Below are 16,698 nucleotides of genomic sequence, written 5' to 3'. Positions count from 1 at the left end.
TTTGTTTTTAATAAAATTAATAACTTCTTTTTTACTTAGTTCAAATTGTGGTCCTGCATCAATGCCCCTAAGGTAATTAATTACATACTCTAGTTTGCTATCTGTAAAATCATGATCGAGATAAAACTCTAGCGCATATCTTGCAACAATAGATGGGGTATAGTTGTCACGGACTCTTTCCTCTAACCCAGTAATAAAATCTTTCCTAAGTTGGTTCATTTTTTTATCGCCAATTTTATTGCTCTTCCTAATACAGTTGCTTTGCCTGCATCTATATCTGCTTTAGTGGGCGGGTAATGAGGTAAATCTAAAATTTCGCCGTTTTTCATTTTTGGGTGAACTCTATTTACTTGGCCTGAATGGTCGTAAGTTTCCTCCCAAACGGTTACATTTCCTGTTGAGGGATCCCATTCTGTAACGTGAGACCGGCCTCTCGTCGGTCCTTCGGTTCTAGCGGGGACCTCTGCATCATAGTATCGAATTCGTCCATCAGGCAAAGTCTTAGTTCTAACTGATGTTTTTTGAGCTTTTTCAAGAGCTCTTAGTTTTCTTTTTAATTTTATATCGGAGTCGTCAGTCCCCGGACACCCATCCAACCCCAACGGATCCACCCAGCTCAGCGGGCTTGGCACATAGGCGTACGCATTAACGCCGCCGGCTAAACCTATCGGGTCTGGCGATAAATACCGCAGGGCACTGACATCATAATAGCGATAGCGGTTGTAAGACAACCCGCTTTCCTCGTCGTGATATTGTCCCTGAAAGCGCAGCGGCTGCGGGATGTGGTTGGCGAGGGTGAAGGCCTGTTGTCCATAGGCGTGATACACCGCGCTCCATACCATTTCGCCGCTCGGGGAAACCAGCTCCTGCGGGGTGCCGAGGTGGTCGTTAATGTAGTAAAACACCGTGGTGTTTTTGCCGCGTCCGCCGAGCATCGCCAGCGGGCGAAAGCTGTTGCCGTTGGGTTCATAAACGTAGCTGCGGCAATTCGTGGCATCGGTGTGTGGCTCGGGGCCGAATGCGCAGGGATGCCCGCCGGGGCAGGCGAGTTTTTCGTCACATTCGGCGATGAGGCGGTCGTCTTGCCAGAAGAACAGCCGGCTTTCGCCCGTGCGCACATTGTGTTTGCGAACGCGTCGGCCAAAGCAATCATAGTCGTAGCTAAACGAGGTTATTTCATTGCCGTGGCGGGTTTCACGAAAGCCAACCAGCCGATGTTCACCGTCCCAACGGTAATGGCGCACGGCGTGTTGGTCAGAACCATAGCTGTCTTGAATACAGTTGCCGTATTCATCGTAGCGATAGTGATGGCTGCCGAGCAGCGTGAGGCGGTTACCGGTGGTGCGCTTCAGCGCCTGAAGCTCCGGCGACGCCGAAGCACCCAACACGTTATGGGTCGCATCAGGGGCGAATATTTCGCTGTGACCTGCGTATCCCGCTTGAAGCAGCGCCGGCGTTGGGCGATAGGTTTCCTGCGTGAAGCGCCCGCGCACGTCGTGGCTGAAGGTTTTGCTGCCTTTCTGTTGGTCGGTGATGCTGGCCAGATTACCCACGGCGTCGTAGGTATAATCTCGCTGTATCAACAAGTTAGGCTCGCCCTGACGCTGCACCTGTTGGCGTTGCAGGCGTTGTAGCGGGTCATGGATAAACTGACTCACCAGTTCGCCGTGTCGGCGTGTGACTTCCTGCCCGTTGTGCCAGCCGTGCTCGGTGAGCAATTGCCCGTCAAGGTCGATGCGGGTCGTGCGCCCGTTATGGTGTAGAAAATCGAGCTGCTGGCCGTCAGGTAAACGCATCTGGGTGAGATTACCGACGGCGTCATACGCATAATGCTGGCTGGCAAAACACTGATGCTCCTGCGTGAGCCGCCCGCGTTTATCATATTGCCAGGCCAGCGGCCACGCGGCATCGTCGGCCAAATTGAGGTGGCCAAAGCCATCGTAGCCGTAGGTCACGGTAACGCCATCCGGCGTGGTTTTGCTGCTGAGTCGGCCGGCGACATCCCGTTGATAGGTGGTGATTAATGCGGTGTCGTCGCGCAGGCTGTCGCCATATTCGGTGCGCTTGGCGACGCTGCCGCTGGCGTCGTACTCCCAGCACAAACGCCGCCCGTCAAAGGTCTGCTCCTGACTGACCAGACCGCCCGGCGTGTAATCAATGTGATAGCGCTCGTGACGCGCGTTGATAATGTCGCTGACCTGCCCATGTATATTGTCATAGCGATATTCTTCGCTGGTGCCATTTGCGTAGATAATATGTTTGAGCAGGGTCGAATGGGGCAGATACTCGAACTGGGTCTGATTACCCAGCTCGTCTTGTTCAAGGGTGATTTGGTGATAGGCGTTGTATTGCCAGCGTTTAATCTGTCCGTTGGGCCAGCGAATAGCCACCAGCCTATCGGCGTTGTCCCAAGCAAACTGCGTGGCGTTAGGCGATAAGTTCGAGTTTGACGCCTGCGGTGGGCGCTCGCCCTGAAAGACTAATCGGCCTTGCTCATCATAACGATAATGAGTGACGACCCCATCGCGCACGGTGTGCTCATATACTTGGCCTAATGGGTTAACGGCAAAGACTTCATAGCTATCGTCAGGAAAATGAATTCGGGTTAAAGCCCCGTCATCTGACCATACGTACTGAGTGGTATGCCCTTCAGCGTCAATGTAATGGCTCACATTGCCGTGCTGGTCATAGCGCCAGCGCTCGCGGTGTTTAGCCAAACCATCGGCGCTCACATGGATTTTTTCAATCCGGCGCCCGCGAGAATAACGGTAGCGAAGCCACTGCCCATCCGGCAGATGCTCGGCGATGACTTGGTTGTCGCGGTTGTAGCTGTAGTGAGTTTGCTGTCCGAGCGGATTTATGGTGCTCAGTAACTCGCCCTGTGGCCCGTAGTGATTCTCAGTGGTACCGCCATCAGCGGTGATGCTTTTGAGTAAACGCGCGGTACGGATATCGTGCTGCCAAACTTCTTGGCTACCGTCTTCATAACAGACCGTGACGCAGCCATTTGGAATATCCCACTGATAGCTGCGGTCGAGGTTAGGCAGATTACTCCAATGGCGTATTGCCCGAGCCGATTTCCCTCGCCCGTCCCATTCCCAATAAAACTCTGCGCCGCCGGCTAACTGCCGCAGGGTAAATAGGTAATCGTCTCGATAAGCGTACCGCTCGGTTTCACCCGCGGCGTTAATCGCGGCACAAAGCTGCCCGTTGGTATCGTACTCATAACGCATATGGACGAAATATTTATGCCCTGTGTCGGGCATCAGCGCATGGCAATTGTGTATGCGTACCACGCTGGTTAGTCGCATACCGTGCGGCGTTTTGCTATAGCGAAGCTGCAACGCTGTACCTGCTGGGTTATCTAATCGCGTTGGCAGCCCATTTTCGTAATGCAGGTTCAGGTGCTGTTGTTGGTTAGAAAAACCCGTTATCAGGCCATGTTCACCGTTGGCTGCACGCTTGACGTGCATCACCCAGCCTTCTAACGCGGCGCAGGACAACAAATATTCATCATCGCTGCTGCCCAGCCAAACGGCTGCTTTGCCTAGGGGGTTAACGCCGCTAGGGATGTGTTGGTCGGGAAGTGGCAGGGTGGTTGTTAGGTTTTCGTGGTTTAGCCAAATGATGTGCTCATCGGTAAACCGAACGCTATGTTGCAGGCTGTGGCTCCAGCCATAGCCAAATACGGAATCACACTCAACAGAAGTGCTGCGGTACTGGCGAACAAAGCTGAAAGGGTGAATACCAAGCAATGAAGCATCTTCTAACCTGAGAAGCTCTTCACCGTTAACCATGGAAACAGGGCAGCCGTTGCTCTCTGTGCAGGTTGTATTATTTTCAGGGTTGCCGTTGCTATCTTCCGAAGGGCTGTTATGTGTTTTTCGTTCATCTTCAAGTTCAGTATGGTTATTAGAACCAAGACGAGTTTCTTTATCTGCGCCCAGTTTGGCGTTGGTTTGGCGAATGTGGTTTTTTTTGTGTGAAGGTGAGAAAAAATCACTCACCAGCTCGAAAATAGAGGAAAGGATTTTATTCAGCGCGTTCCACACCTCTTGAACGATTTTTATACCCTTAGAAACCAGTTTTCCTAACTTGGAGGCTAAAAATAGGGCACCTACCGGAGCGGCGACCATAGATAGCAAGGCACCAAAAATAATTCCGGAAAGAATATCGCCAATCATGCCTGCAATAGAGGCGAGTAAATCACCGAAAGGAAACATTCGTAGGCGTAGCATCGCGGCGCGGGCAAACAGATACAGTGCCGCCTCATCGTTAAAGAAGGCCATAAGATCGCGAGCGAGATCTTTGCTGCCGTTCAAGATACCGTTGATATCCGGTATGCCGAGATTTCCGATACAGGCCATGACACCGCTGGCTTTTTGTCCGAGGGCTTCGGCGCTGGCGACAGGATCGGAAATGATGTTGTAGGCTACTTTGGTGTCGTCCCACAAATCGGTGACGCTGCTGCATAAACCCGTCGCAAAAGCTTCAGCTATCGATGTCGCGATGGCGCTCAGCGTCCATTGCGGTTTTTCACTGGCCCACGAGGCGGACAGCTGAGCAAAGATATCCTGCGAAAGTACGTCATAGGCATCCAACAACTCTTGATTATGCGTCTCAAGGCTCTCGTCGAGAGTACGTGCGTAATACCGTTCTCCCGGCGTGAGATCGTCAAATTCGGCCTTGCCATCGGCATCTGTTTTCTTGGCGCTGACTTTGCTATCGGGGCTGAATGTTGCGTTATGAAACAGCTCAACGTTGACGTCGGGGATCGGCAAATCCAGCGTAGATTCATGTTTGATCACCACGGTGATTTTGCGATTTTTTGGACAAACAATGGCGGCGCTGAGAGATTCCGAATCATTTTGTGAAGCGGTCGTGCTGGTGCCGTTAATGCTAATAACGCGTTCCATTTCGAGCGTTGGGCCGCCGAACGCGCCTGAAATCGCGCTCTCTTTTGCCCACTTAGCCACGCAGTCACGATAATCCTGAGTGATGAGCGAATTATTTTTAAACATCGCCAGTTCTTCATCGATACTGGCAACGTATTCAGTAAGTAAGTCCATGTGTATCGTCCGTGAAATCAATCAAAGCATGTGGTTAAGAGGTCAGTGAAGCTAATAGCGCGGCCATTAACTGGTCGATTTGTCCTGAATGCAGATCGCTGTAGCGGCATAGCTGCTCGGCTTTGCGGCTCAGTAATGACTCCGGCATCGCGCTGTATATCTCAGGATGGTTTTCACGCAGGAGTTGCAGCAGGTTGTGCACCAAGGGCGCTGGATTTTCTGCGAATATCTGGCCGAGCAAAGGTTGGGGCACGTGCCACCACGGTGAGGCACGCAGTGGGTAATCCGCAGGCAGCGTGAAGGTAAAGGTTTTTCCAGCCACCCAGTAGTTGGAAAAAACCGGCAATATGAAGCGCCATTCGTCGCCTAAAAACTCAAGGTGCGGGCGAAAAAAACGTTCGTCCCAATAGCGAAAAAATACCGTTTGGCCGTCAGGCATGAACACCTGCGTCAGGCTGGTCAAATGCTGCACGATGGTTTCTTCAGGCAAAGGAGAAAGTGCTAACCAGCCCCAACCAGGCTCAGCCTGATTTTTAACCCACGATAAAAAAGCGCTGTAAGGTGAAACCTCAACCAGCATGGGCATGACGGGATACCAGTTGGCGTAAGGCGTGTCTGCATACAATCCATCAGGGGTACGCCGCCCGTCGAGTTTGTAATAGGCTTTTAATCCAGTTGCGCCGTTGGTGCTAGCCAGCACGGCATAAAGACGCGAGCTACTGGTCGAGGCGTTGGCTAGCCATTCAGCGACATCGACGTGAGGTTCTTGCTGCTTTCCTTGCATATCACAGACCTGTATTTCTTAAATCAATCCATGCCCTTCCCGCGCTGAAAATCGCTCTGATCTCCGTATTTATTCGGCAGCTTAATATTCTGGAACGGGGGTGTTTTTTTGAAGGATTAATATAACTGTTGTAACTGATGGTAGGTGAGAATTATCGATGGTGATATTTTAATTAAGTATATGTATTTTATATATTAATTTGTTTTTTAATTTAAAAGTAAGGCAGGCTAATGTTTAGGCGTAGTTATGAATTTGAGGTGCGAGTATGAGGAACGAAAGGTTCGGTCAGCATTAACTAAATCATGGCTGGCTCTATCAACAAAGATAACGGAGTTTATAAGGGGAATCAGGATAAGAGAGAATAGCCATAAAGTAATATCGCTCAATGTTATATTGAGAGTGAGTTATATCCGAGAGGAATTGACGTAACAATCATGCGCCATGGGTAGGATATTAATTGTCATTAACGGTAGTGGCTCAATAAAAATGTATTAAATAGAATGTAAATAGCTATTGGTATTTATGCTAGAAGGTTCTTTATATAATCATTAATTTATCGAGCGAATAATATTATGCGAAAACCTAAAAAAATATTAAATAATCCTGACAATTTACGCCATGAAATTATGCAGGGAATGGTTTATGCCTATCAAGGGAAAATGATTTCTATAGATGAATTTTCGGCAGTTTGCCGCCGAGATATTAATCCTGAACAAGTGGTCATCATTAGCGGTGGTGGAAGCGGTCATGAACCTACTTTTGCCGGATTTATTGGTGCTGGCGGCATCGATGGCTGTGCGTTAGGGGAAGTATTTACTTCTCCTTCTCCCGATCAAATCATCGCGGTAGCTAAAGCGACGCATAAAAATAAGGGGGTGCTATTCCTTTATGGAAATTACTCTGGCGACAGTATGAATTTTGATATTGCAGCAGAAATTCTAGCCGAGGAGGGGATTGAAACGCGCACGGTGAAAGCAACCGATGATATTGCTTCTGCGCCTTTAGAACGAATGTCAGATCGGCGTGGCGTCGGTGGCATTATGTTTTTATATAAAATTGCAGGCGCGGCGGCGCAGTATAAAAAATATGATCTTTCTCAGCTGCAAAACCTAGTGATTAAGGCGAACTTTAATACTCGTACGATTGGCGTCGCTTTAGATGGTTGTGCGTTACCGCAGTCCGATTCATTTAATTTTAGTTTGGATGACGACGAAATCGAAGTTGGTATTGGCATCCATGGCGAGCCGGGGCTCTACCGCCAAAAATTAACGACGGCAGATGAGATTGTAGACGTCATGATCGATCGCCTATGTCAGGACAGACCCTTCCAAGCAGGTGACCGCCTGTGCGTCGCTGTAAATAATTTAGGCGCACTCAGTAATACAGAATTGCTCGTGATTGGCCGCAGGGTTGGCATAGCGCTGGAATCGCGTGGCTTAGAAACCCACGACGTGGTTATTGGTCATTTTTGTACATCGCTAGAAATGTCTGGTTTTTCTATCAGCCTAATGTTGCTTGATGAGGAACTACAGGCTCTCTATGACATGCCGCATTCCACGTTAGGTTGGAGTAAATAAAATGAATACCTCACAGTTAAAGCAAATGATGTTATCAACCGCGCAGCAGATGATTGAGCGCGAGCCCATGCTGACTGAATTAGATCAGGTGATCGGCGATGGCGATCACGGTATAGGCATGAAGCGAGGGTTTTCGGCGCTGGTTAAACTCATTAATGACCAAAATTTTCAGCCACTAAACGTCGGAGAGTGTTGGGTGCAAATGGGGACGACGCTGATGACGTCTATGGGCGGTGCTTCAGGAGCCGTATTTGGCACATTATTTCGCGCAGGAGGCAAAAGCTTAGCTGACGAAACAGAATTTTGCGCTATCTCATTAGCACGTTGGCTGAATCAAGGGTGGCTTGCGGTGCACGCGCGTGGAGGCGCTAAGCCTGGAGACAAAACGATGGTTGACGCGTTAGCTGCAGCTGCAGAAGCTGCGAACTCAGCGCAATCTTTACCGCTGGACGAGGCGCTATCCCGCTGTGCAGAGGCTGCAGATCAAGGCGCTGAAGGAACTAAAATGATGGTGGCATCTTTTGGCAGGGCAAAAAATCTGGGAGAGAGAGCAATAGGTCATTGCGATCCGGGGGCGGTATCTATGGCGCTTATTCTACGATTTATGGCGCAATATGCCGAGAATGAAAGGTGAGATGATCAGACCTCATGCTAACGGCCACGCGGCGTGGCCGTTAGCGCTTTGCTTAGTCAAACCCAAAGCCACGTGCAAAAAGCTGCTTTAACTCCTGCATGGCATGCTCTTCATCTTGTCCGTCACAGATAATCTCTACCTGAGTGCGCCCCTTAATCCCTGCGCCTAGAATTCCCATAATGCTTTTGGCTTTGATGGTTTTTCCGTTATAAACCAGCTCAATACGTGATTGAAACTTTCCCACAGCTTTAGCAAGCACCCCTGCGGGTCGGGCATGGATACCGGTTTGATTACCCACGATGACGATTTCTTTTAGCATGGAAAAATCCTCTTTATCGTTAGTCTTGAGCTAAATAATCATTAGCAAACGTGCAATACCCGCTAATTAATAGTTGGGCAACATAGGCACCGGGATCTAGTAATGACCGCGAACGTTCCCCGTGTGTTGCGGCGCGTCCATGTTTTGCTATTAGCGTGGTGGTGTCCTGTACTCCCTGCTTTGTTTCTTCATAGGCTTGGTAGGCAAGAGAAACCCAATCCTGTGTCTCCGCATCTTTCCCGTTGAGAACATAGACTGCGGGGAATAGGCCATCAAGGAACGTCTTCTCACCAAGCTGAGCCTTACCTCTGTTTTGCACTCCGTTGTAAAAGGCCTGAAACAAGACGCCAAAATCTTCGCTGTTGAGTCGGTTTTTTCCTTTAAATATTTTACCCACCTCAATAAGGCCGGCGGCCATTAAGGTTCCCATGGTGGAAGGGACTGAGGACGACATCGTTTTCCCTGCGAGGTAGAAAAATTTCCCTATATCAGTTTCATCACTGCGAGATATTGCATGATAGGCGGCGCTGAAGCCGTCGCTCATAGTGAGGCCAAGATCGCCATCACCGACGATGCTATCCATTGCAATCAACGTTTCTTTTTGGGCCGACATAATATTCGCCCATTGAGCAAACAGTAATTTAAGCTGGCTGGTTGTCAGGCGCATGTTTACTATTCCCCCTGAAATTGCTTAAACATGGGCGTATTAGCTTCATGTAGCAAAAGCTGTTTTAGTTCATCATCTACGCGCATTAAGCTGATTGATAACCCAGCCATCTCCATGGCAGTGGCATATTCTCCAACATAGGTTTTGAATACTATGATTCCGGCATTCTTTAACGTTTGACAGGCCCTACCATAAACTAAATAAAGCTCTTCCAGAGGCGTTGCGCCGAGGCCATTGATCAGGATGGCAACTTCATCGCCCGCATGGAGCGGATAATCGGCAAGTAGGTTACTCATTAATTCGTCAACAATACTGTTGGCTGGCAGTTTCTCTCCGCGGCGAATACCGCTTTCGCCGTGAATACCAATGCCGATTTCCATTTCATCATTGCCAATATGAAAGCTCGGTTTGCCTACGCGAGGAACGATACATGGCGAAAGCCCAACGCCGATGGTTCTGATGTTATCGCAGGCTTTTTGGGCAATACGCTGAACGTTGGCTAAATCCAGCATTTGTGCGGCAGCTGCTCCAGCACATTTGTACGCAAAAAAGATACCCGCAACGCCACGGCGGCGGCTAGGCTCGCCAGTAGATGCTGGTGGGCAAGCGATATCATCACCAGCGATGACGGTAGCTGTGACAATATTGCTTTCGAACTCAGCCATTTCCGCGGCCATATCAAAATTAAAAATATCGCCGTTATAGTTGCCATACAGATAGAGTACGCCTGCGCCTGAATCGACAGCCTGCGTGATTGATAAAATTTGCTCAGGATTAGGAGATTGAAAAACATCGCCAACGCCACAGCCGTCTAGCATACCTTTACCCACGTAGCCAAGAAAAAGGGGTAAATGTCCAGAACCACCACCGGTAACGATGGCGACTTTGCCGGGATGTTTATCGGTAGAAACTAAACAATGCAGATCGTTATTAACAAAATTAAATTTTTCGGCATGAGCAAGATAAATTCCATTTAATACTTCAGGAATAAAGTCTTCTGCTGAGTTGATGAATTTTTTCATATTGTTTCTCAATGGAGTTAAAACAATAATTGCTATTGTCATATTAAGTAGCCTGCGCGATAGAATAGAGCACAGGCTAGTGCCGGCCTGGTGAGGGCAGGAAATAATATATCTAAGCGAAATGCTTAATTAGAATTTTATTTCTTTAGGGTAAGCCCAGCTTTGTAATTCGTGAGGTGGGAAATTTTCTGGCTCTTTTCCGTCGTTGATGAGTAATGCATGGTAATAGATTTCAGCCATTTCCTCGATGTAAGCCGATTTTAATACGGCCTCATACGGCTCTTTATCTACCCCGATAGCGCCGTGTTTTTCCATTAAAATCGCATCTGCACGTAAAATGGGCTCTATAACACTGGTGGAAAGTGCAGGCGTTCCGGGTCTGCCGTAAGGTGCAACAGGAATAATTCCATCTTTTAAGTTTAAAATTGCGCATTCGTATACGATCGCGGGGATCGGTTTATTTAATACTGCAAATGAGGTGGCATAGATTGAATGGGTGTGAGATATGGCAAATATATCTTCACGCGCCTTATAAATTTCAATGTGCATGAGGCATTCGCTAGTAGGACGAAGACCAGACTCACTCTCAATAACGTTAGCATTAATATCCATAACGACAATGTCGCGTGGTGTGAGTACAGACTTATCAATCGTTGTAGGGGTAACGAGGATATATCCTGTCTCTTTATCTCGAACGCTAGAGTTTCCGGCCTTATGTTTGCATAGCCCCCATTGCTGAGCCAGTTTGGCCATTTCTACAACTTGCTTTTTCTGAACGTCTAACATGATATATATCCTATAGTCAGAATGACGGAGGTAATGGCGAAAAATAAACGCCACGCGATATAACAAAACTAAGAATAGACAGATAGATGCTGTAATAACGCCTCTTTATTTATCGAGCTGCGGATTTTTTCTCCGCCCTCATTAAACTCAAGAAATTCGTTAAGTTGTGCTAGCGCTTTTAGGTGTTTTTGTGGGTTATTGGTTGCAAGCACAATAATGATGTCGGCTTGCATATAACCTGCAATGCTAATTTTCTCTGGTAAGCGTAGGAGGGACATGCAGGTTTTATTTACGCCGTCATCCACGCCAGCATGAGCAATAATGAGCCCCTCAGCCAACATGATATATGGCTGCTCAATAGAAATTTTGTTAAGCATAGTGGTTATGTAACGGGGTTCTAGCAGGTTTTGAGTCAGCAATGGGGATGCTGTTTTAGCAATGGATTGCTCCCAAGACAACGTGTTTGTATCCTGAAAACAAAGGTGTTCATCACACAGCAGTTCACTTAGCGATGGTGTTTCAGAGGTTAAAGAATGAGGCTGACACTCGGAGCTGCTTTCATCGTAAATGTAGCTAGTCAGCTCTTTTTGTAGGCCTTTTTTATCATGGATTGTGCCGTATTTTTCAAGTATCAATAGAAGCTCTTCCACTTGGATAATATGTGGGTCAACCCCCTGTAGTGAGCTAATGACTTGATGCCGAAATGTACTTTTATGAAAGCTGTTAATCGCAGGGTCTACGACGAATAAAATTTTATCTGTTTTAATAAAAGTCGTGGAAAAAACGACGTCATAATGGCGAGAGTATTTTTCAAATTCTCGGCGCGACATCATTTCGATAAAATGCAGCTCTGGTAATAAAACTTGTAATGTTAAATACAGATAAGTCGAGACAGTCGCACTGTTTTCACTAACGACAATGGCTGTTTTTTGCATTTTTATGTTGTTAATTAGCCCTTCGCGTGTGAGCCATCCACCAAATAATACAGTTAAGAAAGCCACCTCTTCATTTGGTACTTCACAGTGTAATATTTTTTCGAAAGGCAACACTGCGCGGCGTACCATCTCATGTAGATGGTTAAATTCTTTCGCAACTAAGTCATATACGCTATTGGTATTGGTGAGATGGTAGCGAATACGGTAATAAGCAGGCTTCCAATGCTGATAAATTTTCTCGATGAGCTCACTCTTCTCTTTGATTGTAATGCAGCTGATTTTTTCAAAGTTATCCACTACCACAACCACACTTTCAAGCAGTAGAGTGTCTAAATGAAAATATTTATCTGATATAGTTTGAATGTTAGAGCTTTGGATTATTGCCGTTAGAAATATATGTTCATTATATTGATTGACTCCCATTTTGTGAATGATGTTTTGCATAAGTTTAAAATCACGACCGTGGGTGATTTCGCTGTAAGTGTCAGGAAGTAATTCTACTGTTTTTCCAAGTTTTATCCGATGTTGGATAAAACAAATAAAATAGATTAACTCTTGTAGTTGCTGGTCGGTAAATTGAATTTTTAGACATTTTTCTATCTCGCTAAAAGTATTGCCGACCTGTTCAATGTATTCAGAGATAACATTGTTATATTGTGCAATGATATTTTTAGATACGGGTAGTATGAGGATTTTACGCAATGTGCTGAGAAGCAGATAGCGCTTTTTAATTTCCTCTCCCTCAACGTGGTATCCTTGTTCACGGTTATAGTGAATTTTTAAATTATATTGACTAACACTGGATTTAATTTTCTTAATATCGTTGATGATGGTGTTTTGGCTAACGTTAAGTGCTGATGTCAGGTGTAATAGAGATAAACGTTCTGCTCTGGTTAACAAAAAGAAAATAATTAACTCCCCTCGCTCTTCCTCTGCGAAAAGATAGCGATTATTAAATACGACATCTTCTTGGTGTCGAAATTTTTCGATCACATGCTTGGGAACGTGAAGTTTACCTGTTTTTAATCGAGTGATAGTTTCAACGTGGTGTGACTCAAGGTAATCATTTATTTTTTTAATTGTGTAGCTTAATTGCTTGCGCGTCAGATTAAATTCAGACTCAAGCGCTACACCCGTGATACTAGGATCGCTCACAATCGCGTCAAGTACGGTGAAGACACGTTTATCAACAGCCATAATGCAAGATCCTCGTATGTTAGGGGTGACTTCAGCGCTCTGCCTTTTTAGTTATTACGCCTCTGGTATCTGTTCTGCTTCAATATTGGTTGTTTCTTGGTCTGTCTCTTTTCTTAATTCCTGAGCATAGAAAAAGTAGCTACATGCCCAGAACACAGCTAACAACAGAGGGACAAAGCTGCCTTGCAATAGCTTGAATAAAAATGAGAAAGCATAAGTAAAGACAGGGCCATCAATGGAGCTATTGGAGATTAATTGTCCAGCAGGGATATCAATAGCCTTAGTTGCGAGCCCTAACTCTGTAATCATCGGAGCAAACTGAGTGCCAACAAACAGGAAGAATGGAATGCCAATAATACTGAGGATCACCATACGCAAAGTATTGCCCTTGGTAACCAGATAAGCGGGCACAATTAAGGCAATATTAATGATTCCGGCAAAAGGCAGTATCTTGTTTCCAGGTAAAATAACGGCCCAGATGAGGGTTAATGGAATAGCAACAATCACTGCAAACCAAATTTCGCTCGCGCCGCCCATAAAGGGCCAATCAATACCGATAAACAGTTTTCGACCTGAAAATTTGTTATTCATGTAGGTACTAATGGCTTCGGATATTGGAGACAGCGCTTGCATGAACAGCTTTGAAATCATAGGGAATAACATTAAAGCAGTAGCTGCTTGTACCCCAAGCATTAATGTTGCGGCAAGACTGTATCCGGCAATAATTCCGAACATGATGCCTAGGAGAAAACCGATAGTATGGTTTTCAGCAAATACCCCCACTTTCTGGCGTAAAGCTGCTGCATCCATAGGCTTGTTTAATGCTGGAATTTTACGCAGCAGTAGGTCGAAGGGATAATAAATGGCGCCAAAAAAAACCATCCTATGGGTGCAGGTTACGCTGGGGATCCCGGTCAGCTTTTCTATTCGATGTTGATGAATATCACCCGCATTCAGTTCCATGACTATCTGGAATGCGGCAATGAGAAATGCCAGTGCTAAGCTCCAACCACTGCCAAATATGGGGGTAGTCACGCTGATAACGATGAATGCGGTGAATATTTTGCCCCAAACGTTCCAGAGGTCAGCATTAAACGTGTTGGTTTTATTGCACATAAGCATCAGGATATTAACCCCAACCTGTAACGGGAACATGGCAAAGGCATAGGGCCAAGCCCATGAGATATTCGCCATGGTTGTCCAACCGCCATCAATGATGCTTAACTCGAGCCCTGTGCGTTTCATCATCGTTTGTGCCGCAACACCAATAGCTCCGACCATAAAACTAATCAGCATACTCATGCCGACGAAAGCCACGCCGAGGGTGATAGCCGCCGATGCTGCATCCTTAAACTTCATGCGTACAATTAAGCCCGCAATTAGCATAATTAGGGGAACGAAAACTGGTGCACCTAGAGCTAGAATATAATTTATAATTGTACTGAGAAAGTTCATCGCTTTGCTCCGTTACTTTATGTTTTAATTAATCCTATCGTTTATTTGTTTTGCTGATTTTTGTTAGAAAAAAATCTCGCCCGCCAATATGATTACTTACATGCGTCAATTATTTTTTGTAACTCAGCCTCCATTCCGATGCCGGTGAGAAATGCAATTCCGTTAATTACAGGGATAGGGTATTTTTTATCTACTTTTGTAATGGCAATATACGCGAGGCTATCCTTGATATGTGTGTCGAGTGATTTAAGGTCAATAACTTCTACGTTAATATCATTAAGGTTTTTTTCTTTTAATAGTCGGGAAACTTTACTTGCCACGGTTTGTGATGTTGCTACGCCGCTTCCGCAAGCGACAATGATTTTTTTCATTTTATATTTTCCTCGTTATTAATTGTAATGGCTGATTTGAGTAGTTTTACTAAAGAGGCTGGTGTTGGCGCTTGATTCATTTCTTGAATGAAATCTTCATCACTTAAACACTCCATTAGCGTTTGTAAGAGTGTAATGTGATGATTTTTATCTATAAAACCGAGAAGGAGAATGAATTTAACCTGAAGTTCATTATCGTCATTTGCCATTTCATGCCAGGCAATTTCATCGTGCAAGCGTGTCACGCAAATAAATGGCCTTATCACATGCTCGGTATCCGTATGTGGTAAGGCTACGACATAGGGGTGAGTGGGGAGCGCCGTAGGGTACAGTTTCTCGCGTTGTTTAATAGCCGATAAAAACGAATCGCGTACATAGCCACGGTTTTTTAATGAGAGAAAGATTGAATCAAAGTAATCACTTTGATGTTGAAAAGAACTCTCTATAAAAGTGAGTTCCTCGAAAAAATAGGCATCGGGATCTGAATGCGTATCGATATTATCTATAGCCGCTATTGTCATAAAATTAGCCTTACTTAAAAGCTAGGAGTTGTAGTGATTCTAATCATCCGAGTTAACTATGACGAATAGTATCGATAACAAAAAATGCCCTATACATTGGGCATCATATTAATTCGTGGAAGTTTGATCAGGTTCACTGATTTATAATCAGTAAACTTAAAATAAAGGTTGGATATGTAATTTATGTCACAGAATAGATTTTAAAGGAAAAGAGTTTAGGGGAGCAAACGTCCCCTAATTTTCTTCAGTCAAGCCAGATTATTGCAAAATGTTGAACTGTTGAAATACGCTTAATAAATACTTTAGCGACTCCCACCCGACGTTTGCAGCGGAACTATCACCACCGGCGTTGGTTTCACTTTCATTGCGCTCATCACGCCAATGACCAAGCACACCACTCCGGCCAGCGTTAGCAGCGGTGGCCATTCATGCCGCCAGATAAAGGCATAGCTAAGGCCTGCTAGCGTTTCAAAGACGATCAGCGGCCCCACTTTAGCGGTTGGCAGGCGTTGGCTGGCTTGATTCCAACACAGCGTTCCCAGCCATGAGCACAGCAAACCGATGGTCAGCATAAGCGCAATAAATACCGCAGGACGCGGGCCAAACGGCATAGGAAAATCATTGGCGGTTATGGCGGAGTGCCCCCAAACCAGCAAATACCCTATGACCGCCAACGGCAGCGTCACTAATCCCTGCGCGGTGGCCCACGTCGTGGGGCTTTTATCGGGATGTGTGCGCAGCCAGCTTGCGTTGCGCATGGGATACCACGTCCAGCACACCACGCCGATGAAGGCCAAGATCAAACCGGTGACGTAACGGAACATATCAGTGGGTGCGTGTGCGCTCTGTAGCTCCGCCACGTTGACGCATCCCAATCCTAAAGCAATTAACAGCAGCGAAGGGGCCAGATGTCGCCACGATAATTTTCCGTCTCGATGGCTGTATTTCAGATTTGCGCTCACTGAAATCACCACCGGCAAGGTGCCAATAATCATGGTGCTGACCGGTGCGCCCGTGCGTTGGATCGCGCTGGCTAAGCAGAGGTAATAGATGAAATTTCCCACGATGGTGAGCTTAAGGGCTTCAACCCAATCGCTGCGCAGAAGCTGCCGTAGGCGGTGGCGATCGTGCCACGCCAGCGGGAGCGCAATCAGGCCAAAGGCCAGATAGCGACCGACGGATTGCAAGCTGGCCGGATATTCCGGCACGATGAGCGGCCCAACGAAAATCAGCCCCCACATTAGCCCCGCCGCCAGCGCGTAAAGCACGCCTATTAACATCTTTCTTAACTCTTAAAAGGGATTATGCAGCAAGTCTAGAAGGTGAAAGGAAAAGCGTCTTGTAGCAGATTGCTGTTTAGG

14 protein-coding genes are annotated in these 16,698 nt (G+C 46.5%); 2 read left to right on the top strand and 12 right to left on the bottom strand.

From position 1 onward, the window contains the following. The 3 genes from BN1044_RS06570 to BN1044_RS06560 form a co-directional block, all read right to left on the bottom strand. Window positions 1–219 (bottom strand): hypothetical protein (locus tag BN1044_RS06570; protein ID WP_139130904.1); only part of this gene is annotated, 219 nt, incomplete at its 3' end. Then, window positions 216–5,069: an RHS repeat-associated core domain-containing protein gene (locus BN1044_RS06565; RefSeq protein ID WP_072308028.1), complete on the bottom strand. Its 4,854-nt coding sequence runs from the start codon at window positions 5,067–5,069 to the stop codon at window positions 216–218. The genes BN1044_RS06565 and BN1044_RS06570, both read right to left, overlap by 4 nt. A gap of 34 nt (window positions 5,070–5,103) precedes the next feature. Continuing rightward, window positions 5,104–5,853 (bottom strand): DUF4123 domain-containing protein, encoded by a 750-nt coding sequence (locus tag BN1044_RS06560; RefSeq protein WP_081329551.1) that lies wholly within the window; start codon window positions 5,851–5,853, stop codon window positions 5,104–5,106. A gap of 572 nt (window positions 5,854–6,425) precedes the next feature. Between BN1044_RS06560 and BN1044_RS06555 the strand changes: the two genes are divergently transcribed. Both BN1044_RS06555 and dhaL read left to right on the top strand, forming a co-directional pair. Beyond that, entirely contained in the window at window positions 6,426–7,430 is a 1,005-nt protein-coding gene (locus BN1044_RS06555; protein WP_072308027.1) for a dihydroxyacetone kinase subunit DhaK, read from the top strand. Between the two features lies 1 nt (window position 7,431). Beyond that, on the top strand, window positions 7,432–8,064 hold the full coding sequence (gene dhaL / locus BN1044_RS06550) for a dihydroxyacetone kinase subunit DhaL (protein ID WP_072308026.1): 633 nt from the start codon (window positions 7,432–7,434) through the stop codon (window positions 8,062–8,064). Between the two features lie 52 nt (window positions 8,065–8,116). Here dhaL and BN1044_RS06545 read toward each other — a convergent pair whose 3' ends face one another. The 9 genes from BN1044_RS06545 to BN1044_RS06505 all read right to left on the bottom strand — a co-directional run bounded on the left by BN1044_RS06545 (window position 8,117) and on the right by BN1044_RS06505 (window position 16,617). Beyond that, window positions 8,117–8,383, bottom strand: a complete 267-nt coding sequence (locus BN1044_RS06545; protein WP_072308025.1) for an HPr family phosphocarrier protein — start codon at window positions 8,381–8,383, stop codon at window positions 8,117–8,119. A 19-nt stretch (window positions 8,384–8,402) separates the two neighbouring features. Further along, window positions 8,403–9,050 carry a dihydroxyacetone kinase subunit L gene (locus tag BN1044_RS06540; RefSeq protein ID WP_072308024.1) on the bottom strand — a complete coding sequence of 216 codons (648 nt, stop codon included), beginning with the start codon at window positions 9,048–9,050 and terminating at the stop codon, window positions 8,403–8,405. A gap of 5 nt (window positions 9,051–9,055) precedes the next feature. Then, complete coding sequence (locus BN1044_RS06535) at window positions 9,056–10,072, bottom strand: dihydroxyacetone kinase subunit DhaK (protein WP_072308023.1); 1,017 nt, start codon at window positions 10,070–10,072, stop codon at window positions 9,056–9,058. A gap of 129 nt (window positions 10,073–10,201) precedes the next feature. After that, a complete protein-coding gene (locus tag BN1044_RS06530; RefSeq protein WP_072308022.1) occupies window positions 10,202–10,858 on the bottom strand; it encodes a class II aldolase/adducin family protein in 657 nt (218 codons plus the stop codon). 68 nt (window positions 10,859–10,926) lie between these two features. Next, complete coding sequence (locus BN1044_RS06525) at window positions 10,927–12,990, bottom strand: BglG family transcription antiterminator (RefSeq protein ID WP_072308021.1); 2,064 nt, start codon at window positions 12,988–12,990, stop codon at window positions 10,927–10,929. A 54-nt stretch (window positions 12,991–13,044) separates the two neighbouring features. Next, a complete protein-coding gene (locus tag BN1044_RS06520; protein WP_072308020.1) occupies window positions 13,045–14,445 on the bottom strand; it encodes a PTS galactitol transporter subunit IIC in 1,401 nt (466 codons plus the stop codon). A 92-nt stretch (window positions 14,446–14,537) separates the two neighbouring features. After that, window positions 14,538–14,816, bottom strand: coding sequence for a PTS sugar transporter subunit IIB (locus BN1044_RS06515; RefSeq protein WP_072308019.1), 279 nt, complete (start codon window positions 14,814–14,816; stop codon window positions 14,538–14,540). Further along, window positions 14,813–15,337, bottom strand: coding sequence for a PTS sugar transporter subunit IIA (locus BN1044_RS06510; RefSeq protein ID WP_072308018.1), 525 nt, complete (start codon window positions 15,335–15,337; stop codon window positions 14,813–14,815). Before BN1044_RS06510 ends, BN1044_RS06515 begins: the two co-directional genes overlap by 4 nt. A gap of 302 nt (window positions 15,338–15,639) precedes the next feature. Then, window positions 15,640–16,617: a DMT family transporter gene (locus BN1044_RS06505; RefSeq protein ID WP_072308017.1), complete on the bottom strand. Its 978-nt coding sequence runs from the start codon at window positions 16,615–16,617 to the stop codon at window positions 15,640–15,642. Between the last annotated feature and the right edge of the window lie 81 nt (window positions 16,618–16,698).

It is taken from the genome of Hafnia alvei (assembly GCF_900095695.1).
GTDB lineage: Bacteria > Pseudomonadota > Gammaproteobacteria > Enterobacterales > Enterobacteriaceae > Hafnia > Hafnia alvei_B.
Note: the sequence above shows the minus strand (reverse complement) of the source record. Positions and strands in the feature narration are given on the sequence as shown.